This is a genomic window from Pseudomonas sp. B19(2017) (genome assembly GCF_002113165.1).
Classification (GTDB): domain Bacteria; phylum Pseudomonadota; class Gammaproteobacteria; order Pseudomonadales; family Pseudomonadaceae; genus Aquipseudomonas.
In genome coordinates this window covers 63,792-87,861 of record NZ_NEJR01000005.1, presented here as the reverse complement: position 1 = coordinate 87,861, position 24,070 = coordinate 63,792, and the positions used below count along the sequence as shown (strand labels likewise).

Here is a 24,070-nt window from a genome sequence, read left to right as displayed (position 1 = left end):
GCAATCCTCAGGAATAGAAGGATGGGGCAGGGCGCTTGTCGTTGAGGGCCCACTCGCCGAGTTCGTGAATGCGGTAGTCCACCGGGTCGTGCAGGGTTTGCGTGCGCAGGTTGCGCCAGTGGCGGTCGAAGCGCAGCGAAGCATGGGTGGCGCGGGCGCCGGTGACCTCGAACAGCCGGTTGCAGATGTCCAGGCCATGGCGGCTGGCAGCGACCTTGGCGGTGCCGATGGCCAGGGCCAGGTCGCCGCGCTCTTGCGCCGTGAGGGCGTGTTCCTTGGCCCAGGCGGCATCGAGCTGGTGTGCGGCCCGTTCGATCAGCAGGCGCACGCTTTCCAGAGCGACCCAGAATTCGCCGTAATGGCGCAGCACGTATGGGTCTTCGGCGCTGCTGGCGGCGCTGGAGCGGAACCACGGCCGGCTTTCCTTGAGGGTGTACTGGCGGGCCTCCTCGAACGCCCCTTCGGCAATGCCGAGGAACAGGTTGGCGAAGTGCAGTTGGGCAATCAGCGGGCGCAGGGCGGCGAACGGCGTGCTCAGCGGGCCAGGGTCTAGCAGCAGTTCGTTGCGTTCCACCCGTACCCGCTCGAAGGTGGCGCTGCCGCTGTCGGTCTGGCGCTGGCCGATGTTGTTCCAGTCGCTGTGCAGGCTTATGCCGGTACGGCCACTGGGGATGGCCGCGATCAGCAGCTTGCCGCCAGCACGTTCGTCCACCGCCGAAGCGATGAGCATTTCCGAGTCGCTGGCGCCGGAGCAGAAGCTTTTCTTGCCGGAGAACTCGCACCAGCCATCGAAGTGCTTGACCACGGTGCGGGTGTCCAGCGGGTTCAGGGCATTGCCCCAGAACCACTGCTTGCGGGCGGTCTGTTCGAACCACGGTTGCCATTGCTCCGGGCGCGAGAACAGGCGCACGGTGGCCAGCATCAGGTGATGGAAGCCGAATACGTGGGCGATGGAGCTGTCGACCCGGGCGAACTCGCGCACCACCGCGAAGGTGTCGTACCAGCTGGCGCCCTGGCCACCGAAGGCCTGCGGGATCACCAGCGACAGCAGGCCGCTGTCACGCAGGGCGTCGCGCTCGGCTTTTGGCGTGCCGCCGCGCTCATCACGTTCGACCGCGGTCTGGGCAAACTGCCCGGCCAGTTCGCGGGCGATGGCCAGGGCTGGGCGTGGGGGCGTATTCACAGGTGCATTCATGGCCGCTCCTCAGGCGCTCTTGCGCAGCGCGTAATGGGCACCGAACAGCGGCACGGCGCGCTCGGCGGCCAGGCGGATACGGGCGGCGAGGGCTGCGCTGGAAACCCGGTAGTCGGCCATTTCCGCCTGGCTGGCGAACACGCCGATGGGCAGGGTCAGGGCTTGCAGGAAGCTGAACAGTGGACGCAGCTGGTGGTCGAGCACCAGCGCGTGACGTTCGCTGCCGCCGGTGGCGGCGAGCAGCACCGGGGTGTCGACCAGGGCGTCCTGGCCGATCAGGTCGAACAGATGCTTGAAGTGGCCGGTGAAGCTGCCGCGGTACACCGGCGTGGTCACCACCAGCAGGTCGGCTTTTTCCACCAGGCGCAGTTGCTGTTCGACGGCCTCGGGCAGTTCGCTGCGCCACAGGGCGCTGCCCAGCGGGCGGGCGATCTCGCCCAGCTCGATCAGGTGCGGCTTGATGTGCAGGTGCTCGGCCAGTTCGGCGAGGATCGCCTCGGTCAGGGCCAGGGTGCGCGAGGGACGGGCAGTGCCGCCAGACAGGGCTACGACGTTCAGTGGGGTGCTCATGGGCAGGTCTCCGGTTCGGGGTGAGCGGGGGACTTTGCTTGAGCAATCGTCGTGCCGGATTTTAATGTTCTTCTATTTCAACTGGTTAGCGCATTTTTGGTGCTTGCAGCGCTGTTGCCGTGTGGGCGTTGCCTGTTGATCCTGTGTTGCGCTGCAGACAGTTGGCCGGGTGTTGGCGGCTGTGCAGTTGGGGATTTATAGAAGATTTCGGACTGATTAAAAAGGAATAAGATTTTATATTCTTATTCCTGATTTTGATTTTTTATGGGCTGGGGCTGCTTCGCAGCCCTTTCGCGACACAAGGCCGCTCCTACACGCGGACGCGGTCTCTTGCAGGAGCGGCCTTGTGTCGCGATGGGGCGCGAAGCGGCCCCAAAGATCCTAAGTGTGCGGCACGCTCCGAGGTACTACTCCGCCCGCATACTGCGGCTTCAGATGCCCATGCTCATCCAGCAGGTAGGCATCCATCACCTCCCGCACCACCGGTCCAGCCACCCGCCCACCGGCTTCACCGTTCTCGATCATCACCGCCACCACGACGCTCGGGTGATCTGCCGGAGCAAAGCCGACGAACAGGGCATTGTCGCGGTGCCGCTCCAGGGTCTTGTCGCGGTTGTAGCGTTCGCCCTGCTTGATCGCCACCACCTGCGCGGTGCCGCTCTTGCCGGCAATCCGGTATTGCGCACCGGCCGCGGCAGCGCGGGCGATGCCGCGCGGGTCGTGCATGACCATCTGCATGCCCTGGCTGACCTGGTCCCAGGCGTGCCTGTCGTGCAGCACGATATCGGGCATCGGGTTGGGGTCGACCGGCGCATCGCCACCCACGGTCATGGCCAGGTGCGGGCGGTGCCACACGCCCTTGCTCGCCAGCAGGCTGGTGGCCTGGGCCAACTGCAGTGGGGTGACCTGCATGTAGCCCTGGCCGATGCCCAGGATCAGTGTCTCGCCCGGGAACCAGGCCTGGCGCCGGGTGGCGCGCTTCCACTCGGCCGACGGCATCAACCCGGGCGCTTCCTCGAACATGTCCAGCGACACCTTCTGGCCCAGGCCGAACTCGGCCAGGTAATCGTGCAGGCGGTCGATGCCAAGCTTGTGCGCCAGATCGTAGAAGTAAGTGTCGTTGGAACGCATGATGGCGGTGTACATATCCACCCAGCCATCGCCGCTGCGGTTCCAGTTGCGGTACTTGTGGTCGTAGTTGGGCAGTTCATAGTAACCCGGGTCGAACACCCGGTTGCCCGGGGTTATCACGCCGCTGTCGAGGCCGGCGATGGCCACCTCCGGCTTCACCGTCGAACCGGGGGCATACAGGCCGCGCAGCACGCGGTTGAACAGCGGGCGGTCGATGGAATCGCGCAGGGCCGCGTACTGTTTGAAGCTGATGCCCTTGACGAACAGGTTGGGGTCGAAGCTGGGGTTGCTGACCATCGCCAGCACGTCGCCATTGGCCGGGTCGAGCACCACCACCGAGCCGCGGCGGTCGCCCAGGGCCTTTTCCGCGGCCAGTTGCAGGTGGGCGTCCAGGGTCAGGACGATGTTCTGGCCCGGGGTCGGGGCCTTGTGGTTGAGCACGCGCATTACCCGGCCCTGGGCGTTGGTCTCGACTTCCTCGTAACCCACGTGGCCGTGCAGCTGGCTTTCGTAGAAGTGCTCGATGCCGGTCTTGCCGATCGATTGGGTGCCCCGGTATTCGGTGCTGTCGAGGGCCTTGGCCTCTTTCTCGTTGATGCGCCCCACATAGCCCACCGAGTGGGCGAAATGCTCGGCCAGCGGGTACTCGCGGATGAACTGTGGTTCCACCTCCAGGCCTGGCAGGCGGAACTGGTTCACCGCCACCAGGGCAATCTGCTCTTCGCTCAGGCCGACCATCAGGGTCACCGGCTCGAACGGCTTGCGCCCACGGCGCAGGTCCTTGTCGAACTGCTTGCGGTCGTCTTCGCCAAGGTTCAGCACCTGGGCTAGCGTGTCGAGCACCTTGGCCGTGTCGCCGCCGGCCCGCTCGCGGGTCATGGTCAGGTCGAAGCTGGGCTTGTTGTCGGCCAGCACCACGCCGTTGCGGTCGTAGATCAGCCCGCGTTCGGGGGCGATGGGCAGCACGTGAACGCGGTTGTTTTCCGACACGGCAGTCTGCTGGTCGTGCTGCAGCACCTGCAGCACATAGAGCCGGCCCACCAGGACGGCACACAGGCTGAACACCAGGGCGGCGCAGGCCAGAAGCCGGCGGTTGACCAGGTGCTTTTCCTTTTCGTGGTCCTTGAGAGGGATAGGTTGCGGCATCAGGAGCTCTTTTCTACGGGGTCGCCTTGGCCGTGCGGGCGCGCGAACGGGCGGGGGATGCTACGCAACACGCTACGCAGCCTCAAGGCGAGTGCCAGCTGGCGATGGCGTGGCATCGGCTGTGTGCCCCGTGATCAGGGCGCTGGCGGGCAATATGAAGATTTGTTCATGGCTGGCCCTTCGTGAACGGTGAATAGAGGTTTTCCGTGCCTCTATGGATCCATAGCGCAACTTCGTTCGATAACCGAACATTAAATGCTGGCTCATGAGAGCCAATAAACTATTGAAATACATCAATAAATATTTAATAGATCGATCGTTTAGTAGCGTTTCGCCAAGGAGGCCTGCGCTTATTGAGTCTTCAGTGATTGTTTGTGGATCCATTATCTGGTTGATTAGCGCCTGACAACGGCCGGAAACCTCCAGCCGTATGCGACAACAATTACAAAAAGGGTCCAGTCATGAATGGCTTTTCAAGGGTGTGGAACCGTCAGGGTTCCTTGCGCTTTGCCTGCGCGTGCGCATCTGTTCTCTCACCTGTGAACCGGCGGGTGAGCCCATGAACCCTGACCTCAAGCAACGTCTGGACACCGACCCGATGGGGCGCTTCCAGTGCCTGGCCATTGGTATCTGCATCATCCTCAACATGATCGACGGCTTCGATGTACTGGTCATGGCCTTCACCGCTGCCTCGGTGTCTGCCGAGTGGCGCCTGAGCGGGGCGCAGGTGGGGTTGCTGCTCAGCGCCGGCCTGTTCGGCATGGCGGCTGGGTCGCTGTTCATCGCGCCATGGGCCGATCGCCTGGGCCGACGCCCGCTGATCCTGTTGTGCCTGGCGCTGTCCGGCGTTGGGATGTTGCTCTCGGCGCTGAGCCAAAGCCCGCTGCAACTGGCACTGTTGCGTGGACTGACCGGTTTGGGGATCGGCGGCATCCTGGCCAGTAGCAACGTGATTGCCAGCGAATACGCCAGCAAGCGCTGGCGTGGCCTGGCGGTCAGCCTGCAGTCCACCGGCTATGCGCTGGGCGCGACCTTGGGCGGTCTGCTGGCAGTATGGTTACTGGGGCACTGGGGCTGGCGCTCGGTGTTTCTGTTCGGCGGCATCGTCACTGTCCTGGTAATTCCGCTGGTGTTGTTGTGGTTGCCGGAGTCACTGGACTTCCTGCTGGCACGCCGGCCAGCCAATGCCCTGGCACGGGTCAACCGCCTGGCAGCGCGCCTCGGCCAGCCGACACTGGTGCAACTGCCAGCAACGGCGGCAAGGGAGCAGGGCGCAGCCAGCGGTTTCAAGCAGCTGCTGGCACCGGCCATGCGCCGCACCACGTTGGTGATCTGGTTGTTGTTCTTCCTGGTCATGTTCGGCTTCTACTTCGTCATGAGCTGGACGCCGAAGCTGCTGGTGGCCGCTGGGCTGTCGGCCGAGCAGGGCATCACTGGCGGGGTGCTGTTGAGCGTTGGCGGCATCCTCGGCGCGGCGCTGATCGGCGGCCTGGCTTCGCGCTGGCCACTGACCCGCGTGCTGGCGCTGTTCATGCTGATTACCGCGGTGCTGCTGGTGCTGTTCGTGGCAAATGGTGCCTCGGTCAGCGCGGCGTTGGTATTGGGGTTGTTGATCGGGCTGTTCTCCAACGGCTGCGTGGCCGGGCTGTATGCCCTGTCGCCGGTGGTCTATGGCGCTTCGGTGCGCGCCACTGGTGTGGGCTGTATGCCCTGTCGCCGGTGGTCTATGGCGCTTCGGTGCGCGCCACTGGTGTGGGCTGGGGCATTGGCATCGGCCGCATGGGCGCGATCCTGTCGCCGACGGTGGCTGGTGTGCTGCTCGATGGCGGCTGGCAACCGTTGCACCTGTACGGGGTGTTCGCCAGCGTGTTCGTGCTGGCCGCAGGTTGCCTGCTGTTGCTGCGGAGCGGAACCAGGCCGGCTCCAGGCTTGGCTAGCGACGCACTGAGCCACTGAGTACTGCCCGGCCAGGTCGGGCACCTGAATGCAGCTTGTCGCCTTGTGCCCATGCCGGCACGAGGTGGTCGGCTGCGCCTACGAAAAGCGGAGAACAATAATAATGATGCACACGACTTGCACGCTGACCCGTTCGGCCCTGGCGGTTTCGCTGGCGCTGGGCCTGGGGTTGCCGGCCTGGGCCGAAGAAGCGGGCTTCTTCGAGGATGCCAAGGCCGGGTTGACACTGCGCAACTACTATTTCAACCGTGATTTTCGCGACCCAGGGGCGGCCAAGAGCAATATTGAAGAATGGGCCCAAGGCTTCATCTTCAAGTTCAGTTCAGGCTACACCCCAGGGTTGATCGGTTTGGGCCTGGACGGCATCGGCATGTTCGGCGTTAAGCTGGACAGTGGCCGCGGTACCAGCGGCTCCGAATTGCTGCCGGTGCATGATGACGGCCGCGCGGCTGACAACTATGGGCGCGTCGGGTTGGCGGCGAAGCTGCGCGTTTCGGCCACCGAGTTAAAGGTCGGTGAACTGCTGCCGGACATTCCATTGCTGCGCTACGACGATGGCCGCCTGTTGCCGCAGACCTTCCGCGGCGCTATGTTCGACTCACGCGAGATCGAAGGCCTGAGCTTGCAGGCTGGCCAGTATCGTGAGGTAAGCCTGCGCAATTCGTCTGACATGCAGGACCTTTCTGCCTGGGCTGCGCCAGGAGTGACTTCGGACGGTTTCAACTATGCCGGTGCCGAGTACCGTTTCAACCAGCAGCGTACTTTGATCGGCGCCTGGCATTCGCAGCTGGAGGATATCTACCAGCAGAGCTACTTCAACCTGTTGCACAGCCAGCGGGCTGGGGAGTGGACGCTGGGTGCGAACCTCGGTTACTTCATCGACCGGGACGATGGCCAGGCGCGCATCGGCGATATCCAGAGCCGTACCGGCTACGCCTTGCTGTCTGCCGCGCGCAGTGGTCACACGTTGTACCTGGGGCTGCAGAAGGTGAGTGGTGATAGCCAGTGGATGTCGGTGTACGGCAGTAGCGGGCGGACCTTGGGCAACGACATGTTCAACGGCAACTTCAGCAATGCTGACGAGCGCTCATGGCAAGTGCGTTACGACTACAACTTTGCCGCGTTGGGCGTGCCAGGCCTGCTGGCCATGGTGCGTTACGGGCATGGCGAGAACGTGAGCACGGCGGCAGCCAGCAATGGCAAAGAGTGGGAGCGCGATACCGAGGTCAACTACACCTTCCAGAGCGGGCCATTGATGAACCTCAATGTCCGGCTTAACAACGCGACCAACCGGCGTAGCTTCAGTGGTGACTTTGACCAGACACGCTTGATCATCACCTATCCGCTGACGCTGTAGGCGCGTCGCATCGTTGAAGTTGTGGGAGTGGGCGTACCCGCGAACGCCGGCAAAGCCGATCGCATGCCCCGCATAGTCTGCTTTGCGGCCATACCCGCTCCTGCATCTACAGCGCATGGCTTGAAGCGGGGGCGTTGTCATGCAGACCGGCCAACCCGAACAGACCAGCAACAACCTCTCGGCTTGCGCTAAGATGCCCGCTCATGTCTCTGGAAGCTGCCTGGATGAGCAAACCCGGTCAAATGGTGCTGGTCGCGTTGCGCAAGATGATCGCCTCGGGCGAGCTGGCGGCCGGCGAGCGCTTGATGGAAGTCCCCACCGCAGAATTGTTCGGTGTCTCACGCATGCCGGTGCGCATGGCGTTCCGTACCCTCGAACAGGAAGGCTTGCTGGTGCGCTTTGGTGGCCGGGGGTTCCAGGTGCGTTCAGTCAGCGCCGATGACATCGCTGGTGCGGTCGAGGTGCGAGGCGTGCTGGAAGGATTGGCTGCCCGCCAGGCCGCCGAACGTGGCTTGTCTGCGCAAATACGCGGGGCCCTGCAACAATGCCTGGTCGATGGCGACCAGCTGTTCGACAAGGGCTTCGTGACCGAAGCAGACCTGCAGGCCTACCACGATCTCAACATGCGTTTCCACCAGGTGATCATCGAGGCCAGCCACAACCCGGCCATTGCCGTAGCTCTGGCACGTAACGACCACCTGCCGTTCGCTTCTGTCACCGCGCTGGCTGTGGATCGCCATAACCTGGCCCGCGAGTACCGGCGCTTCAACTTCGCCCACATGCAGCACCATGCGGTGTTCGATGCCTTGATCAACCGCCAGGGTGCCCGCGCCGAAGCGATAATGCGCGAGCATGCCAATGCCACCCTGCGTTACGCCGAGACCTTCGGTGGCGCTGCAGCAGACCCGGGCATGAAGGTCATCCTGCCGACTTCGTGAGCCGGCTCAGATATCCAGAACCAGCAACGGCGTTTTCGACCGCGAGCAACAAGGCGTGAACTGATCGTTCAGGGCTTGCTCTTCCTCGGTGAGGAACATGTCGCGATGGTCAGGCGTACCCCCTAGCACACGGGTCAGGCAGGTACCGCAAATACCTTGCTCGCACGACATCGCGATCTCGATGCCGTTCTGTTCCAGCACCTGCACCACGGTCTGGTCGGCCGGCACCTCGAACACTTGCCCGGTACTGTTGACCTGCACCGAGAAAGTACCGTCGTTACTGGCATCCACTGGCGCCGCTGCAAAGTACTCGCGGTGCAGGTTGGCTTCCTGCCAGCCCAGCTCCTTGGCATTCTCGAGCACATGCTGCATGAAACCACCTGGCCCGCACACATACAGGTGCATATCGCCTTGTGGGTTACCCAGCACATGAGCAATGTCCAAAGCGGTTTCCGGCTGCTCGTCAAAATGCGCGATCAGCCTATCGGCAAACGGCGCATTGCGAATACGCTCGACAAACGCCGCACGCTCGCTGGAGCGGGCGCAGTAGTGCAGTTCGAAATCATGGCCACGGTGGGACAACTGCTCGGCCATGCACAGGATCGGGGTAATGCCAATGCCTCCGGCGAACAGTAAACTGCGCCGTGCCTCCTCGGCCAGCGGGAACAGGTTGCGCGGCGCGCTGATACGCAGCCGGGCGCCGGCCTGCACCTTCTCGTGCAGGCTGCGTGAACCGCCCCGCGAGGCCGGGTCGTTGAGCACGCCGATCAAGTAGCGGTGGCGCTCTTCGGGGTGATTGCACAGCGAATACTGGCGCACCAGCCCGTCGGGCAGGTGCACATCGATGTGCGCACCAGCGCTGAACGCCGGCAGCAGGCTGCCATCTGCCGCCGCCAGCTCGAAACTGCAGATACCCTGGGCTTCATCGTTACGGGATACCACTACGACATCGATCATGTTGGCAGTTCCTCAGGCAGGGGTGGCGCTGGTTGCGATCAGTTGTGGCTGGGGAGTGCGTTCTTTGGCGATGAGTCGCTCCAGTACCTTGCGCGACTGCACGCCGCCGGCATCGATGTTCAGCTTCAGCAGGTTGCGCTCGGGGTTGGCCAGCAGGTTTTGTTGCTGGCGTTCTAGCATCTCCAGGTCTTCGCTGAAAATCTTGCCCTGGCCCTCGCGAATGTTGTCTGTCAGGGCCTGGTCGTGCGCCGCGAAATTGCGCGCCATGCCCCAGAAGTACCAGATCGAGGTATCGCTTTCCGGGGTGATGAAGTCGACCACGATGCTCGACGCCTTGTGCTGCGCCTCGGCGTGGTAGCCACCTTTGCCAGCATGCGCCACGCCGACTTCGATCAGCACATGGCTGGGCGGTGTGAAGCGGCAGATCTGCCAGCGGTCCACTGGCACATCGTCGGCCAGGCCGTTGCCGCGCAGGGCCATGCGCCAGAAGGGCGGGGCCATGATGTTTTCCATGTGCCGGGCGGTGACTACTTCGTCGCCGGTGACGGTAGTGACCGGTGGCGCCTCGTCGATCTCTTTCTGGCCGATGCTGGAGGCGTGCACGTAGGTTTCGTGGGTCAGGTCCATCAGGTTGTCGATCATCAAGCGGTAGTCGCAGCCGATGTGGAAAAGCCCACCTCCATAGGCCCACTCATCACTCACCGCCCATTCCAGGTGCGGGATCAGCGCCGGGTCGGCCTGCACCTGATCGCCGGGCCAGACCCAGATGAAGCCATAGCGCTCGACTGCAGCAAAGGTCTTGTTGCAGGGGAAGCCCCGTACCCGCTGGCCCGGCATCGACACGGTCTTGCCGTCGCAACCCATGACCAGGCCGTGGTAGCCACATACCAGATTGCCGTCCTCGACATAGCCCAGCGACAACGGCGCACCACGGTGCGGGCAAAAGTCTTCGACGGCTGCTACGCGGTTTTCGCGGCCACGATAGAACACGATTTTCTCCCCGCAGATCTGTCGGCCCAGGGGCTTGGTGGCGATTTCGTCGGGGGTGCAGGCGACGTACCAGGTGTTCTTGGGGTACATGGGTAGGGCTCTCCGGGTGTTGTTTTTATTTAATGGATCCATTAGAGCCATATGAGTCCACGGGGTCAACATAAATAGCCTATGTTTTAAGGGTTTTGTGCGGTAATCGGATTATTATGGATCCATTGGTGGTGGGTGTAGGTAGCTTCATGCCCAACAGCGCTTGACCTGCTATTACTAGACAGACACCTCACCACCAAGGCCTCTCGATGCTGGTCATCGAAAACCTCTACAAATCGTTCCCTTCCCCCCAAGGCCCAATCCCGGTTTTGCAGGGCGTTGACCTGCGCCTGGCGCGCGGCAGCAGCCTGGCGCTGATGGGCGAGTCGGGCAGCGGCAAGAGCACCTTGCTGCATCTGGTGGCCGGCCTGGACCGTGCCGACAGTGGCCGCATCCTGATTGACGACGCCCCGCTCGACAGCCGTTCAGAGGCGTCGCTGGCGCTGTGGCGGCGGGAGGGCATAGGCCTGGTGTTCCAGCAGTACAACCTGATCAGCAGCCTGGATGTGGAGGCCAATCTTGCGTTTCAGGCCCGGCTGGCCGGTCGGCATGATCCCGATTGGCTGGCCTACCTGGCGCAGCGCCTGGGGCTGGCGGATTTGCTGGCGCGTTATCCGGAGCAATTGTCAGGCGGCCAGCAACAGCGGGTAGCCATTGGCCGCGCCCTGGCCGGGCGCCCGGCCTGGTTGCTGGCCGACGAACCCACTGGCAGTCTCGACGAAGGCAGCAGCGACGAGGTGTTGAGCTTGCTGCTGCAACTGGTCGCCGAGGCTGGCAGTGGTGTCCTAATGGTGACCCACAGTCGCCGGCTGGCGGCGCACCTGCAGCAGCGTTGCTACTTGCAGGCTGGGCGCGTACAGGCAGAGCAGGACTGATGAGACTGTTGTCGCTGGCCCTGCTGGCGCTGCTCAGCCATTGGCGACGCCATCGCGTGCAGTTCTTCAGCATCCTCACCGGCCTGTGGCTGGCCACGGCACTGTGGACCGGGGTGCAGGCGCTGAACAGCCAGGCACGCAGCGACTATGCCCGGGCCAGTGCGGTACTGGCGGGGCCGCTGCAGGCGCAACTGCTACCGCGCCATGGCGAGCGCTTCGACCAGGCGCTGTACGTGCAGTTACGCAGGTTGGGCTGGGCAGTGTCCCCAGTGCTGGAAGGGCGCTTGCGCCTGCCGGGCGAGCCGGCGCGCAGCGTGCGCTTGATCGGCATCGAGCCGTTGAGCCTGCCGCCGGCCAGCAGCATTGCCGGCATTCAGCCGCAGGCATTCGACCTGCAGGCGTTCATCGGCATGCCCGGGCAAGCCTTGGTTGGGCCAGACACCTTGCAGCAATTGAACATCAACGCCGGGCAGGTAGCACACGATAGCGAAGGGCAGTCGCTGCCTCCGTGGATATTGCAGCCTGAATTGGCGCCCGGAGTGATCGTGGTCGATATCGGCCATGCGCAGGCGTTGCTGCAAGCTCCTGGGCAGTTGTCGCGATTGCTGGTGGCCGATAACCCTGGGCGTTTGCCAACAGATGTCGAGGCATACCTTGAACTGCAACCGAAGGAGGACGACGGCGGTTTGCAGCGCCTGACCGACAGTTTCCACCTCAACATGACTGCCTTGGGCTTGCTGGCGTTCGTCGTTGGCCTGTTCATCGCCCATGCGGCGATCGGCTTGGCGCTGGAGCAGCGGCGGGGGTTGATTCGCAACCTGCGCGCCTGTGGCATCAGCTTGAAGACCCTGTCATGCGCACTGGTGCTGGAGCTGGGCCTGTTCGCGCTGCTGGGCGGGATCGCCGGAGTGGCCAGTGGTTACGGGTTGGCTGCGTGGTTGCTGCCCGATGTCGCTGCCAGCCTGCGGGGCCTTTATGGCGCGCAGGTCGCTGGCACGTTGAGCCTGCCTGCGGGTTGGTGGCTGGCAGGGCTGTTGGTGAGCGTGCTCGGTGCATTGCTGGCAGGGCTGAGCAGCGTTCTGCGGGCAGCACGGTTGCCATTGCTGGCACTGGCGCAGCCGCAGGCCTGGCGAGTGGCGCTGGGGCCGTGGTTGAAGCGTCAGGCTTCAGTGGCGGGCCTGTTGCTGTTGCTGGCTGTGGGTTGTGGCGTGCTTGGCGATAGCCTGCCCAGCGCTTTCGCCATGCTGGCCGCGTTGCTGCTGGCGGCGGCGCTGTTGCTGCCGGCCTTGCTCGACCGGGTGCTGGCCTGGTTGGCGTGTCGTTGTCGGCGGCCCTTGTCGCAATGGTTTGTCGCCGACAGCCGCCAGCAATTGCCGGCCCTGAGCCTGGCGTTGATGGCACTGTTGCTGGCGCTGGCCGCCAGTGTCGGCGTGGGCAGCATGACCGAGGGCTTTCGCAAGACCTTTGTCGGCTGGCTTGACGTGCGCCTTTCCGCCGACCTGTATGTCACGCCAAGGGACACCGCCCAAGGCTTGCAGATGGCCGAGTGGCTCGGGCAGCAACCTTCGGTGCGTGTGGTACTGCCCGGCTGGCGTGTGGAAACACAGCTGCAGGGCTGGCCGGTGCAGCTCCAGGGCATCGTCGATCATCCCGTCTATCGCACTCGCTGGCCATTGCTGGCGCAGCAAAAGCAGGCCTGGGAGCAACTGGCCGCCGGGCAGGCCGTGATGCTCAGTGAACAGCTGGCCAGGCGACTGAAGCTGCAACTGGGCGATCACTTGAGGCTACCCGCAGGCACTTCGCCAGCCCTGAGCGTTGTGGGCATCTATGCCGATTACGGCAACCCCAAAGGGCACATGCTGGTCAATGCCGGCTGGCTGCGCGGGCACTGGTCACAGGCAACCCTGACCGGGTTGAGTGTCGATCTGGCGGTCGAGCAGGTGTCAGCGCTCAAGGCCGCCTTGCAACAGCGCTTTGCCCTGGACGACAGCCGCGTGGTCGAGCAGGCGCGTCTCAAGCGCTGGTCCACCGAGGTGTTCAACCGCACCTTCGCCGCCACCGCCGCGCTCAACAGCCTCACCCTTGGCGTGGCTGGCGTGGCGCTTTTCATCAACCTGCTGACCCTGGGTCAGACCCGCCTGGGCCAGTTGGCGCCGCTGTGGGCACTGGGCGTGCGGCGCATGCATCTGGTGTGGCTAAGCCTTGGGCAGACACTGTTGCTGAGCAGCCTTACCGTGCTGCTGGCGATCCCGCTGGGTATCCTGCTGGCCTGGTGCCTGGTCGCGGTGGTGAACGTGCAGGCATTCGGTTGGCGCTTGCCACTCTACGTGTTCCCTGCACACCTGCTGCAACTGGCCGTGCTGGGCATGTTGACCAGCCTGTTGGCCAGCGCCTGGCCACTGTGGCGGCTGGCACGTCGCCAGCCGCGCGAACTGTTGAGGCCGTTTGCCGATGAAGCGTAGCGCGTGGCTGTTGCTGTGCGGGTTGCTGGGCGGCTGTGATCAGCCCGCCGAGCAAAGCTATGCCGGGCTCGGGCAGCAGGCGGGCGAATTCAGCCAGGTAAGCCGCGGCCATCGCCTGGAATTTCCGCGTGACCACGGGGCCCACGATGGCTTTCGTATCGAATGGTGGTATGTCACCGCAAACCTCCAGGACGCCCAAGGGCGTGACTGGGGTGCGCAGTGGACGCTGTTCCGCTCGGCCCTGCGCCCCGGCCCCGAGACTGCCGGCTGGAACAGCCCGAACCTGTGGATGGGGCACGCGGCGCTGACCGGCCCGGGCGCTCATCAGTCTGCCGAAACCCTGGCGCGCGGGGGTATCGGCCAGGCGGGCGTGGAGGCCCAGCCGTTCCGGGCGTGGATCAATGACTGGTCGTTGCAGGGCAGCCGTGGCATCGAGCAGCTGCAAATGGTCGCCAGTGGTGAAGGCTTTCGCTATGACCTGCAACTGCACAGCGATCGGCCCTTGGTGCTGCACGGGGATCAGGGTTACAGCGAGAAGTCCGGCAAGGGGCAGGCTTCGTACTATTACAGCCAGCCGTTCTACCAAGTGAGTGGGGAGGTGCAACGTGACGGCCAGTGCATTGCGGTCACCGGCCAGGCCTGGCTGGACCGGGAATGGAGCAGCCAGCCACTGGCCGCCGGGCAGACGGGATGGGACTGGTTTTCCCTGCACCTGGACAGTGGCGCCAGGCTGATGCTGTTCCAGGTACGCGAGGCGCAGGGGAAGGCGTATCGCGCTGGGACCTGGGTTGGCACGCAGGGCGCGGTGGTGGCGCTGCAGGGTGCGCAGGTCCAGCTGCAGGCGCTGGCCTGGGCCCGGCAGAAGAATGGCAAAAAGGTGCCGACGCGGTGGCGGGTGCAGGTGCCGGGGCAGGGGGTGGATGTGCAGGTCGAGGCGGTGGAATGGCAGGCCTGGATGGAGACGCGGTTCCCGTATTGGGAGGGGCCGGTGCGCTTGACCGGGAGTGCGGGGGGACGGGGGTATCTGGAGATGACCGGGTATTAGCGATTCAGGCATTTCTGCGCTTTCATGGGGCTGCTCTGCAGCCCATCGCCGGCAAGCCAGCTCCCACAGGGATTGCGCATGGCTTGAGTCCAGCGCGGTCGATGGGAACAACTTTCTTGTTCAATTTCTAAAAGCTGGCGCGATCTGTGGGAGCTGGCTTGCCGGCGATGGGCCGCATCGCGGCCCCGGCTTTTCAATCCTTGATCAGTCCACGCAGTACTGCCCGCGCTTCTTCGGTGCGCAAGCACTCGATGAACAACCGGCTTTCCCGCGCCACTGTCGCCTCTAGCTCGGCCCGTTGGCCGTCCTTGAGCAGCCGCTTGCTGATACGCAGCGCCGCCTGTGGGTAGCCTTGCAGCTGTCGCGCCAGCTTGCGGGCTGCAGCCAGGCACTGTTCGCCATCCTCATGCAGTTCATTGGCAAGCCCCCAGGCCAGCATCTGTTCGCCGTCGAGCAACTCGTTTGCCAGCAGCAGGCGAGCGGCATGGGCATGGCCAAGCAAACGCGGCAGCAGCAGGCTGGAACCAAACTCCGGGCACACGCCCAACGGCGCGAAAGGGATGCGCAGCTTGGTCGTACGGCTGACCAGCACTTGGTCGCAATGCAACAGCAAGGTGGCACCGATGCCGATCGCCGCACCACTGACCGCGGCAATCAGCGGCTTGTCCAGGCCCATCACCACCCGCATCAGGCGGAACACCGGGCTGTCCAGGTCGGCGGGCGGGTTGTCGAGGAAGTCGCGCAAGTCATTGCCAGCGGTAAAGCAGTGCGGCCCACCGGTAACGATGATGGCATCGACATCAGGGTCTTCACCTGCCGCCAGCAACAGGTCGCCCAGCTGTTGGTACATGGCGGTGTTCAAGGCGTTGAGCTTGTCGGGGCGGTTGAAGGCCAGGGTCAGCAGGCCCTGGTCCAGGTCACGTGTGATCAGGTCGTTCATGGCAGCCGCTTTTGTTGTTGTGGGCTAGGGTGCCAAGGGTTTATCACGCAGTCTGGCTTGTTGTACAGTCGTTCAGTCCAACCCCTAGCCCGAGAGCCGCCGATGAACCAGGAAGCCCGCTACCACCGCATGCTACCGGAATTGCGCAAAGCCAACCTGGTCGAGGCGACCCTGGCATGCCTCAAGCGCCATGGCTTCCAGGGCGCGTCGATCCGCAAGATTTCGGCCGAGGCCGGGGTTTCGGTCGGGTTGATCAGCCATCACTATGCCGGCAAGGATGAGCTGGTGGCCGAAGCCTACATGGCGGTCACCGGCCGGGTGATGGGCCTGCTGCGCGAGGCCATGGCCCAGGCCGCGCCCAATGCCCGCGAACGGTTGTCGGCGTTCTTCCGCGCCTCGTTCTGCGCCGAGTTGCTCGACCCGCAATTGCTTGACGCCTGGCTGGCGTTCTGGGGCGCGGTGAAGACCGCCGAGGCGATCAACCAGGTGCATGACCATTCTTATGGAGAATACCGCAACGAACTGAGCGGGCTGCTGGCCACGCTGGCCGGGGAGGAGGGCTGGCAGGGCTTCGATGCCGACCTTGCGGCCATCAGCCTGAGTGCCTTGCTCGACGGCCTGTGGCTGGAGTCGGGGCTCAACCCCGGTACATTCACCCCCGAGCAGGGCGTGCTGATCTGCGAGGCCTGGGTCGATGGCCTGCAGGCCGGTGGCCGGCGCCGCTTCAGTCTGCCGGAGGGTTGTTGATCGCCTGTTCAGTAACGAGTACGCTGCTGTCGCGAGTGTGTAGAACAAACCAATAAAAAAAGAGACGACACGCAATGACGCCTCGGGTATTGATCGTCGATGACGATCCGCTTATTCGTGACTTGCTGCAGGCCTATCTGTCCCGGGAAGGCTATGACGTGCACTGCGCCGACACCGCGGAACAGGCCGAAGCCCTGCTCGGCAGCCAGGATGTCGACCTGGTGCTGCTGGATATCCGCCTGCCCGGCAAGGACGGCCTTACCCTGACCCGCGAGCTGCGGGTACGCTCGGAGGTGGGCATCATCCTCATCACGGGGCGCAACGACGACATCGACCGCATCGTCGGCCTGGAATGCGGCGCCGACGACTACGTGATCAAACCGCTCAACCCCCGCGAGCTGGTATCCCGCGCCAAGAACCTGATCCGCCGCGTGCGCCATGCCCGTGAAGTACACCCGGCACCGGCCTGCGCGCAATCGCTGAAGCAGTTCGCCGACTGGGCGCTGGACACCGACCGCCGGCGGCTGATCGACGCCCGTGGCGGGCAGACACTGCTGACCCATGGCGAGTTTCAGCTGCTCAGCGTGTTTCTGCGTAACAGCGGCCACACCCTCAGCCGCGACCAGTTGATGGACCAGATCCGCAACCGCGAGTGGGTGCCCAACGACCGCTCCATCGACGTGCTGGTCGGCCGCTTGCGGCGCAAGCTGCATGACGACCCGGCCGAGCCCCAACTGATCATCACCATCCACGGCACCGGTTACCTGTTCACTGCCAGTGTGGCGGCATGACCCGCAGCGCCTGGGTGCTGGCCTTGGCATTGTTCGCCGTGCAAGCCAGCGCAGGGCAACCGGTGCGCTACTGCGACTACCCGGTGTACCCGCCGATTTCCTGGAGTGACGGCCACCAGGTGCGCGGCCTGGCCCCCACCGTGGTGCGAGAGCTGTTCGCGCGCATGGGCCATGAGGTGCAGACCGTGGTGCTGGGCAACTGGAAGCGTTGCCTGTTGGACGCCGCCGCCGGGCGAGTGGACGTGGTGCTGGCCTATAACAGCGACCAGCGTGACCAGCGCATGCGCTTTTCCACGGTGCCGGTGGTGCGCGAGGAAGTGGCGGTGTTCTACAACCGCCTGCGGCCGGTGCAGTTCCAGCGCCTTGAGGACCTGGCCGGCTACCGCGGCGGCCTGCTGTACGGCGAAAGCTACGGCGCCGAGTTCGACCGCTTCGTCGCCCGCCACCAGAACATCGAACGGGTGTCGTCCAGCCAGCAGAACTTCGGCAAGCTGATCCGTGGGCGCATCGCCTACGTGATCCAGGAGCGGCGCACCGGCCAGCTGTTCATCGAAAACCTGCCCGGGGCGCAGGACATCCGCGTATTGCCCACGGCCCTGAGCGTGGACTACCTGCGCGTTGCAGTATCACGGCAATCGCCGTTGAGCCAGCATATGGATGAAATCGACGCGCAGCTGCGGCGCATGAACCAGGCCGGCGAGATCGAGCGCTGGCTGGAACAAAGCGAAGTGACCTACCGCGACATGATCAACCTGCCGGCGGATACCCGATGAACCGCCGGCGCACCGATGGCCTGCTGCGCCGCCTGCTGCTGTTCATCCTGCTGTTCAGCCTGTGCTTCACGGTGCTGGCCAGCTCGGTGCAGCTGTACTTTGAATACCGCCGCGAAATGCGCGATATCGAGGCGCGCATGGCATTGATCCGCGCCGGCTACCTGGCCAGCCTTGAGCGCAGCCTGTGGGACCTGGACGAGGCCCAGCTGGATACGCAACTGCGCGGCCTGGTGGACTTTTCCGATGTCGCCCGGGTGCGCCTGGTCAGCGACGATTTCCAGCTGCTGCGCGGTGCCGCCGAGCCCAAGGGCCCGCTGCGCATCGAACGCTTCCCGCTCGATTACCAGCCGCCCTCGGGGCCGGCCAGGCACCTGGGCGAGCTGGAAGTGAGCATCGACCTGGGCGCAGTGCACCGGCGGCTGTATGCCACGGGCCTTGCCAGCCTGCTGTGGATGGGCGTGTTCCTGTGTGGCCTGGCGGTGGCGTTGTCGGGGCTGTTCTACCGCCTGGTCACCCGCCACCTGCAAGTGATGGCCGAGTTCGCCCGCCGTATTGGTGCCGGCCAGTGGCAGGAACCGTTGCGCCTGGGGCGCCGCGCGTCGACGCGCCCGGACGAGATCGACACCGTGGCCAATGCCCTGGATGACATGCGCCGCGCCATTCTCAGCGACATCGAGCGCCGCGAGCGCGACCGCCTGGCGCTGCAGGACAAGCGCGACGAGCTGCAGGCCATGGTCGAGCGGCGCACCGCCAGCCTGGCCCGGGCCAAGGACGAGGCCGAAGCCGCCAACCTGGCCAAGTCGCGCTTCCTGGCGACCATGAGCCACGAGCTGCGCACACCGCTCAACGGCATTCTTGGCATGGCCGAGCTGCTGCGCGGCGGCCGGCTGGAGGTGGCCGATCGCCAGCGCGTCGAGGCCTTGTACAAGGCCGGCGAGGGGCTGTTGGCGATTCTCAATGAAGTACTGTATTTCGCCCGGCTGGAGGAGGGCGAGAGCCGCGCCGAGCTGGTCGGTTTTTCCCTGCGCCAGTTGTGCCAGGAAGTGCTGGCGCTGCTCGAACCCATGGCCAGGGACAACGGTGACACCCTGCAACTGAATATCGACGAGCAATTGGCCGAGTACCAGCACGGTGCCGAACAGTACCTGCGCCAGGTGCTCAGCAACCTGCTGGCCAACGCCATCAAGTTCACCGAACACGGCCAGGTGCGGCTTGCGGTGCAGGTACTGGCCAATGACCCGGGATCGCAGCGCTTGCGGGTGTCGGTCAGTGACAATGGCATCGGCATCGAACCGGCGGTACAGGCGAGGATATTCGACCGTTTCGTCCAGGCCAGCGAGGCAGTGGCCCGGCGCTATGGCGGCACCGGCCTGGGCCTGGCGATCTGCAAGCACCTGGTGGAAAAACTGGGGGGTAGCATTGGCCTGGACAGCGTGCAGGGGCAGGGCAGTTGCTTCTGGTTCGAGCTCGACCTGCCCCGCGGGCAGCCAGCGCTGGCCAGTTCGCCAGCGCCTTCGCCCCTGGCCAGCCTGGATATCCTGGTGGTCGAGGACGTGGCGTTGAACCGCGAGGTAGCCGGCGGGTTGCTGCTGCGCGATGGCCACAGGGTGAGTTTTGCCGAGGATGCCGGGCAGGCCCTGCAGGCCTGCGCAAAGCGGCGCTTCGACCTGATCCTGCTCGACGTGCACCTGCCCGGCATGAGTGGGGTGGAATTGTGCCGGCAATTGCGTGCCACGCCCGGGCCGAACCGCCACAGCCGGGTCCTGGCGCTGACGGCCGGTGTGCAACCGGGGCAGGTGCCGGGTTATCTGGACGCTGGCATGCAGGGGGTGCTGGCCAAGCCCCTGCGGCTGGAAAACCTGCGCCAGGCGCTGGCCGAAGCGGCGGCGCCCACCGAAGTGGCTGGTGTTGATGGGACAATGGACTGGTCGTTGCTGGACACCCACCGCTCGCTGCTGGGTGAGCAGAAGCTGCAAGGCCTGTTGAAGGTGCTGCGCCAGTCGCTGGAGCAGCACGCCACGGCTTTGGCCGAGGCGCTGCCAGCCCAGGACTTTACCGAAGTGCTGCACCTTGCCCACCGCCTGGCCGGCGGTTGCGACTCCCTGGGTTTTTCTGGCCTGGCTGAATTGTTGCGTCGCCTTGAAGACGCTGCCAGGCAGCACGACGAACAGGCATTGAAAGCGCTCGGCGAGCTGCTGGCCACCCAGCTTGCCCAGGCCCACGCCACCCTGGAACAGCTGATCCAGAGCTGACGTACAAAAAACTTACGACTTTTTACATCTTCGATCCGTTCGTACAACGGCACCTTACATCCGTTTCCAATAATCCATGGCAACCGTGTTGCACGCGGTCCATGAGGCTTATTGGAGACAAGAATAATGACATGCCGTAGCGCTCAGCCCCTCCTTCCCAACACTCCGCGCGGCACCCCCGCGTGGCCAGGCACCGGCCGCAAAGGCGAGGTGCGCCATGACTGACAACCGCGAAAAGATCCAGCTCACCCGCGCACTGAAAAGCCGGCACATCTTCATGCTGTCGCTGGGCGGGGTGATCGGCACCGGGCTGTTCATGGGCTCGGGTGTGACCATCAACCAGGGCGGCCCGGTAGGCGCGATCCTGGCGTACCTGGTCGCAGGTTTGCTGATGTACCTGGTGATGGTCTGCCTTGGCGAGCTTTCGGTGCAGATGCCGGTGTCCGGCTCGTTCCAGGCCCACGCCACCAAGTTCATCGGCCCTGCCACCGGCTTCATGATCGGCTGGGTGTACTGGATGAGCTGGGCCACCACCGTGGGCCTGGAGTTCACTGCCGCCGGCATGCTGATGACCCGCTGGTTCCCGGAGGTGCCGATCTGGTACTGGTCGGCGCTGTTCGTGGTCGTGCTGTTCGGGCTCAACGCCCTGGCCACCCGCGCCTTCGGCGAGGCGGAGTACTGGTTCTCGGGGATCAAGGTGGCGACCATCGTCGGCTTCATCATCATCGGCCTGCTGGTGATCTTCGGCGCCATCCCGCTGAGCAGCGGGGCGCCGGCACCGATGCTGGACAACCTGGTGGGCGAGTCGCTGTTCCCCCATGGCCTGTCGGCGGTGTTCGCGGTGATGATGACGGTGGTCTATGCCTTCCAGGGTTGCGAGATCATGGGGGTGGCCGCTGGCGAGACCGAGCACCCGGAAAAGAGCATCCCGCGGGCTGTGCGCAACGTGGTGTTCCGCGTGCTGATCTTCTACGTGCTGGCGATTGCCGTGCTCTCGGCCATCGTGCCGTTCGAACAGGCCGGGCTGATGGAAAGCCCGTTCGTGCAGGTGTTCGACATGGTCGGCATTCCCTTTGCCGCCGACCTGATGAACTTCGTGATCCTCACCGCCATCCTTTCGGTGGGCAACTCCGGGCTGTATGCCTCCACGCGCATCCTGTGGGCCATGTCGAAGAGCGGCATGGCGCCGAAGAGCCTGTCGCCGCTGAGCAAGCGTGGCGTGCCGTTGCGGGCGCTGAGCATCACCCTGTGCTTTGCGCTGATTTCGCTGATGACCAGTTTCATTGCCGCCGACACCCTGTTCATGGTGTTGATGGCGGTGAGTGGCATGTCCGGCACCGTGACCTGGATCGTCATTGCCCTGGCGCAGTACCGCTTCCGCAAGGTCTACCTGCGTGACGGTGGGCAGCTGCAGGACCTGAAGTACAAGGCGCCGCTGTACCCGCTGGTGCCGCTGCTGTGCATCACCCTGTGCAGCTCGCTGTTCGTGTTCCTGGCGCTGGATGAAACCCAGCGGCCGTCGTTGTACTGGGGCTTTGGCTTCATTGCCCTGTGCTATGCGGCGTACTTCTTCGTCAACCGCCGTCGGCAGGGGGCCTTCGAGCCTAGTGCGCCGGGGGTTTGATACCGTGGGGCGTTGGTTGTAAGTGTTTGGCGAAGCATTTTTATTGCCAGGGAGATCGAGCGCCGCCCGCGCGGCGCTCGATCTCCCTGGCAACGAAAATGCCATGCCGAAACAAAGCCGCGTAACAACAGAAACCGAGTTGTGCGAAGTTGTAACAGCCCATCCCGCCTTGCTGAACACTCGTTTAGTATCTCGCTCATCAAGCCCTCCCAAAACCATCACAACAACACCGAGGCCCCCATGACCACCCCGTCGTCGTCACTGTTGAGCAAGGTCGAAGCCGGCGTTGCCTGGATTACCCTCAACCGCCCCGAGCAGCGCAATGCGCTGGACATCCCCACCCTCAAGCAACTGCACGCCCTGCTGGAAGCCTGCAACAGCGACCCGGCCGTGCGCGTGGTGGTGCTGACCGGCAGCGGCCGCAGCTTCTGCGCCGGTGCCGACCTGGCCGAATGGGCCGCGGCCGAAGCCCAGGGGACGCTGGAAAGTTACGGCTGGACCGAAACCGCCCACGCCCTGATGTTGTGCCTGCACAGCCTGGACAAGCCCACCATCGCCGCCATCAACGGTACCGCCGTGGGCGGTGGCATGGACCTCAGCCTGTGCTGCGACCTGCGCATCGCCGCGGCCTCGGCGCGCTTCAAGGCCGGCTACACCAGCATGGGCTACAGCCCCGATGCAGGTGCCAGCTGGCACCTGCCACGGCTGATCGGCAGCGAGCAGGCCAAGCGCCTGTTGTTCCTCGATGAGCTGTGGGGTGCCGAACGTGCCTTGGCGGCCGGGCTGGTCAGCGAAGTCTGCGCCGACGAGCAACTACCCGCCGTAGCCGCCGAGCTGGCCGGGCGCCTGGCCAACGGCCCCACATTTGCCTACGCGCAGACCAAGCGGCTGATCCGCGATGGCGCGCTGCGCACCCTGGCCGAGCAGCTGGAAGCCGAGCGCCAGGCCGGCCTGCTGTGTGGCCGCAGCCAGGACGGTGCCGAGGCGTTGCAAGCGTCGGTGGAACGCCGCGCACCCCGTTTCACCGGCCAGTAACCCGATAACCGACCCTCACCAGGACCTTCGCAGATGAATTTCCAACTGACCCAAGAACAAGAAATGTTGGTGGAAGCGGTACGCAGCTTTGTCGTCAAGGAGCTGCTGCCCCATGAGGAGGCGGTGGATCGCGCCGATGCCGTATCGCCCGAGCTGGCTGCGCAGATCCGCGGCAAGGCGATCGCTGCCGGGTTCTATGCCTTCAACATGCCCGAGGAGGTCGGCGGCGGTGGCCTGGATTACCTGTCCCAGGCGCTGATCGAGCGCGAGCTGTCCAAGGTGTCCTGGGCCCTGCACGTGTTCGTTGCGCGGCCGTCGAAAATCCTCATGGCCTGCAAGGACGAGCAGGTCAACGACTACCTGTTGCCCTGTGTGCAGGGCGAGAAGATCGACTGCTTTGCCCTCACCGAGCCGGGTGCCGGCTCCGATGCCAACGCCATCAAGACCCGCGCTGTGCGCCAGGGTGACGACTTCTTGATCAACGGCAGCAAGCACTTCATCAGCCATGCCGGCCACGCCGATTTCGCCATCGTCTTCGCTGTCACCGATACCTACGAGCACAACGGGCGCAAGCGCAATGCGGTAACGGCCTTCCTGGTCGACCGTGGCACGCCGGGCATGACCATTCGCCGCGGCCCCAAGTGTGTGAGCAACCGTGGCTACCACACCTACGAGCTGTTCTTCGACGACTGCCGGGTACCGGCCAGCAAGGTGCTGGGCGAGGTCGGCAAGGGCTGGGAGGTGGCCAACGCCTGGCTCACCGCCGGCCGGGTGATGGTCGCCGCCAACTGCGTGGGCCAGGCCCAGCGTGCCCTCGACCTGTCGCTGCAATGGGCCGCCGACCGCAAGCAGTTCGGCCAGGCCATCGGCAGCTATCAGGGTGTGTCGTTCAAGCTGGCCGACATGGCCACGCAGATTCGCGCCGCGGAAATGCTCACCCTGCACACCGCCTGGAAGATGGACCAGGGCAGCATGACCGACGGCGAGGCCGGCATGGCCAAGCTGTTCGCCAGCGAGGTGCTGGGCAAGGTTGCCGACGAAGCCGTGCAGATCTTTGGCGGCATGGGCCTGATGGATGAAGGGCCGGTCGAGCGCATCTGGCGCAACGCACGCATCGAGCGCATCTGGGAAGGCACCTCGGAAATCCAGCGGCACATCATCGCCCGCGAACTGCTGCGCCCGCTGCTGCGCTGAGC

18 protein-coding genes and 1 pseudogene are annotated in these 24,070 nt (G+C 64.5%); 13 read left to right on the top strand and 6 right to left on the bottom strand.

The genetic code is table 11. The annotated features are described in order from the left end of the window. Positions 1-7: 7 nt before the first annotated feature. From CAF70_RS09545 to mrdA, 3 genes are all read right to left on the bottom strand, one after another. Positions 8-1,195, bottom strand: a complete 1,188-nt coding sequence (locus tag CAF70_RS09545) for an acyl-CoA dehydrogenase family protein (RefSeq protein ID WP_085624358.1) — start codon at positions 1,193-1,195, stop codon at positions 8-10. 9 nt (positions 1,196-1,204) lie between these two features. Then, a complete protein-coding gene (gene msuE / locus CAF70_RS09540; RefSeq protein WP_085624356.1) occupies positions 1,205-1,765 on the bottom strand; it encodes an FMN reductase in 561 nt (186 codons plus the stop codon). Between the two features lie 381 nt (positions 1,766-2,146). Then, entirely contained in the window at positions 2,147-4,042 is a 1,896-nt protein-coding gene (gene mrdA, locus CAF70_RS09535) for a penicillin-binding protein 2 (protein WP_085624354.1), read from the bottom strand. A 559-nt stretch (positions 4,043-4,601) separates the two neighbouring features. On the opposite strand from mrdA, the pseudogene CAF70_RS09530 reads away from it, so the two are divergent. From CAF70_RS09530 to CAF70_RS09520, 3 genes and pseudogenes are all read left to right on the top strand, one after another. Further along, a pseudogene (locus CAF70_RS09530) lies at positions 4,602-5,998 on the top strand (MFS transporter). Between the two features lie 103 nt (positions 5,999-6,101). Next, the gene (locus CAF70_RS09525; RefSeq protein WP_178076368.1) at positions 6,102-7,355 is read left to right on the top strand and encodes an OprD family porin; all 1,254 of its coding nucleotides are present in this window, start codon (positions 6,102-6,104) and stop codon (positions 7,353-7,355) included. A 224-nt stretch (positions 7,356-7,579) separates the two neighbouring features. Further along, a complete protein-coding gene (locus tag CAF70_RS09520) occupies positions 7,580-8,293 on the top strand; it encodes a GntR family transcriptional regulator (protein ID WP_085624351.1) in 714 nt (237 codons plus the stop codon). Between the two features lie 6 nt (positions 8,294-8,299). On the opposite strand, the gene CAF70_RS09515 is transcribed toward CAF70_RS09520, so the two are convergent. Beyond that, on the bottom strand, positions 8,300-9,250 hold the full coding sequence (locus CAF70_RS09515) for a PDR/VanB family oxidoreductase (RefSeq protein WP_085624349.1): 951 nt from the start codon (positions 9,248-9,250) through the stop codon (positions 8,300-8,302). Positions 9,251-9,262: 12 nt separating this feature from the next. Continuing rightward, positions 9,263-10,330 carry an aromatic ring-hydroxylating dioxygenase subunit alpha gene (locus CAF70_RS09510; RefSeq protein ID WP_085624347.1) on the bottom strand — a complete coding sequence of 356 codons (1,068 nt, stop codon included), beginning with the start codon at positions 10,328-10,330 and terminating at the stop codon, positions 9,263-9,265. A gap of 209 nt (positions 10,331-10,539) precedes the next feature. Between CAF70_RS09510 and CAF70_RS09505 the strand changes: the two genes are divergently transcribed. The 3 genes from CAF70_RS09505 to CAF70_RS09495 are packed head-to-tail and all read left to right on the top strand — an operon-like array spanning position 10,540 to position 14,712. Further along, a complete protein-coding gene (locus CAF70_RS09505) occupies positions 10,540-11,205 on the top strand; it encodes an ABC transporter ATP-binding protein (RefSeq protein ID WP_085624345.1) in 666 nt (221 codons plus the stop codon). Beyond that, the gene (locus tag CAF70_RS09500) at positions 11,205-13,667 is read left to right on the top strand and encodes an ABC transporter permease (protein ID WP_085624342.1); all 2,463 of its coding nucleotides are present in this window, start codon (positions 11,205-11,207) and stop codon (positions 13,665-13,667) included. Before CAF70_RS09505 ends, CAF70_RS09500 begins: the two co-directional genes overlap by 1 nt. Then, the gene (locus tag CAF70_RS09495) at positions 13,657-14,712 is read left to right on the top strand and encodes a lipocalin-like domain-containing protein (RefSeq protein ID WP_085624340.1); all 1,056 of its coding nucleotides are present in this window, start codon (positions 13,657-13,659) and stop codon (positions 14,710-14,712) included. The genes CAF70_RS09500 and CAF70_RS09495 overlap by 11 nt, the downstream gene beginning before the upstream one ends. 193 nt (positions 14,713-14,905) lie before the next feature. Here CAF70_RS09495 and CAF70_RS09490 read toward each other — a convergent pair whose 3' ends face one another. Further along, complete coding sequence (locus CAF70_RS09490; RefSeq protein ID WP_085624338.1) at positions 14,906-15,652, bottom strand: enoyl-CoA hydratase; 747 nt, start codon at positions 15,650-15,652, stop codon at positions 14,906-14,908. Positions 15,653-15,754: 102 nt separating this feature from the next. Here CAF70_RS09490 and CAF70_RS09485 point away from each other — a divergent pair, with 102 nt between their 5' ends. From CAF70_RS09485 to CAF70_RS09455, 7 genes are all read left to right on the top strand, one after another. After that, complete coding sequence (locus CAF70_RS09485) at positions 15,755-16,399, top strand: TetR family transcriptional regulator C-terminal domain-containing protein (protein WP_085624336.1); 645 nt, start codon at positions 15,755-15,757, stop codon at positions 16,397-16,399. Positions 16,400-16,473: 74 nt separating this feature from the next. Beyond that, positions 16,474-17,190 carry a response regulator gene (locus tag CAF70_RS09480; protein WP_085624334.1) on the top strand — a complete coding sequence of 239 codons (717 nt, stop codon included), beginning with the start codon at positions 16,474-16,476 and terminating at the stop codon, positions 17,188-17,190. Then, positions 17,187-17,963, top strand: coding sequence for an ABC transporter substrate-binding protein (locus tag CAF70_RS09475; RefSeq protein WP_085624332.1), 777 nt, complete (start codon positions 17,187-17,189; stop codon positions 17,961-17,963). The genes CAF70_RS09480 and CAF70_RS09475 overlap by 4 nt, the downstream gene beginning before the upstream one ends. After that, positions 17,960-20,215 (top strand): ATP-binding protein, encoded by a 2,256-nt coding sequence (locus CAF70_RS09470; RefSeq protein ID WP_085624330.1) that lies wholly within the window; start codon positions 17,960-17,962, stop codon positions 20,213-20,215. Before CAF70_RS09475 ends, CAF70_RS09470 begins: the two co-directional genes overlap by 4 nt. A gap of 217 nt (positions 20,216-20,432) precedes the next feature. Continuing rightward, complete coding sequence (locus tag CAF70_RS09465) at positions 20,433-21,839, top strand: amino acid permease (protein WP_085624328.1); 1,407 nt, start codon at positions 20,433-20,435, stop codon at positions 21,837-21,839. Positions 21,840-22,079: 240 nt separating this feature from the next. Further along, a complete protein-coding gene (locus CAF70_RS09460) occupies positions 22,080-22,874 on the top strand; it encodes an enoyl-CoA hydratase/isomerase family protein (protein ID WP_085624326.1) in 795 nt (264 codons plus the stop codon). A gap of 33 nt (positions 22,875-22,907) precedes the next feature. Beyond that, positions 22,908-24,068 carry an acyl-CoA dehydrogenase family protein gene (locus CAF70_RS09455; protein ID WP_085624324.1) on the top strand — a complete coding sequence of 387 codons (1,161 nt, stop codon included), beginning with the start codon at positions 22,908-22,910 and terminating at the stop codon, positions 24,066-24,068. The last annotated feature ends 2 nt before the right edge of the window (positions 24,069-24,070 follow it).

What these genes read in the sequence shown, in the direction of transcription:
- CAF70_RS09510 (WP_085624347.1), bottom strand. Translation starts at nt 10,330, where the DNA reads ATGTACCCCAAGAACACCTGGTACGTCGCCTGCACCCCCGACGAAATC.
- CAF70_RS09465 (WP_085624328.1), top strand. Translation starts at nt 20,433, where the DNA reads ATGACTGACAACCGCGAAAAGATCCAGCTCACCCGCGCACTGAAAAGC.
- CAF70_RS09525 (WP_178076368.1), top strand. Translation starts at nt 6,102, where the DNA reads ATGATGCACACGACTTGCACGCTGACCCGTTCGGCCCTGGCGGTTTCG.
- CAF70_RS09460 (WP_085624326.1), top strand. Translation starts at nt 22,080, where the DNA reads ATGACCACCCCGTCGTCGTCACTGTTGAGCAAGGTCGAAGCCGGCGTT.
- CAF70_RS09545 (WP_085624358.1), bottom strand. Translation starts at nt 1,195, where the DNA reads ATGAATGCACCTGTGAATACGCCCCCACGCCCAGCCCTGGCCATCGCC.
- CAF70_RS09515 (WP_085624349.1), bottom strand. Translation starts at nt 9,250, where the DNA reads ATGATCGATGTCGTAGTGGTATCCCGTAACGATGAAGCCCAGGGTATC.
- CAF70_RS09470 (WP_085624330.1), top strand. Translation starts at nt 17,960, where the DNA reads ATGAACCGCCGGCGCACCGATGGCCTGCTGCGCCGCCTGCTGCTGTTC.
- CAF70_RS09475 (WP_085624332.1), top strand. Translation starts at nt 17,187, where the DNA reads ATGACCCGCAGCGCCTGGGTGCTGGCCTTGGCATTGTTCGCCGTGCAA.
- msuE (WP_085624356.1), bottom strand. Translation starts at nt 1,765, where the DNA reads ATGAGCACCCCACTGAACGTCGTAGCCCTGTCTGGCGGCACTGCCCGT.
- CAF70_RS09455 (WP_085624324.1), top strand. Translation starts at nt 22,908, where the DNA reads ATGAATTTCCAACTGACCCAAGAACAAGAAATGTTGGTGGAAGCGGTA.
- CAF70_RS09495 (WP_085624340.1), top strand. Translation starts at nt 13,657, where the DNA reads ATGAAGCGTAGCGCGTGGCTGTTGCTGTGCGGGTTGCTGGGCGGCTGT.
- CAF70_RS09520 (WP_085624351.1), top strand. Translation starts at nt 7,580, where the DNA reads ATGAGCAAACCCGGTCAAATGGTGCTGGTCGCGTTGCGCAAGATGATC.
- mrdA (WP_085624354.1), bottom strand. Translation starts at nt 4,042, where the DNA reads ATGCCGCAACCTATCCCTCTCAAGGACCACGAAAAGGAAAAGCACCTG.
- CAF70_RS09490 (WP_085624338.1), bottom strand. Translation starts at nt 15,652, where the DNA reads ATGAACGACCTGATCACACGTGACCTGGACCAGGGCCTGCTGACCCTG.
- CAF70_RS09500 (WP_085624342.1), top strand. Translation starts at nt 11,205, where the DNA reads ATGAGACTGTTGTCGCTGGCCCTGCTGGCGCTGCTCAGCCATTGGCGA.
- CAF70_RS09480 (WP_085624334.1), top strand. Translation starts at nt 16,474, where the DNA reads ATGACGCCTCGGGTATTGATCGTCGATGACGATCCGCTTATTCGTGAC.
- CAF70_RS09505 (WP_085624345.1), top strand. Translation starts at nt 10,540, where the DNA reads ATGCTGGTCATCGAAAACCTCTACAAATCGTTCCCTTCCCCCCAAGGC.
- CAF70_RS09485 (WP_085624336.1), top strand. Translation starts at nt 15,755, where the DNA reads ATGAACCAGGAAGCCCGCTACCACCGCATGCTACCGGAATTGCGCAAA.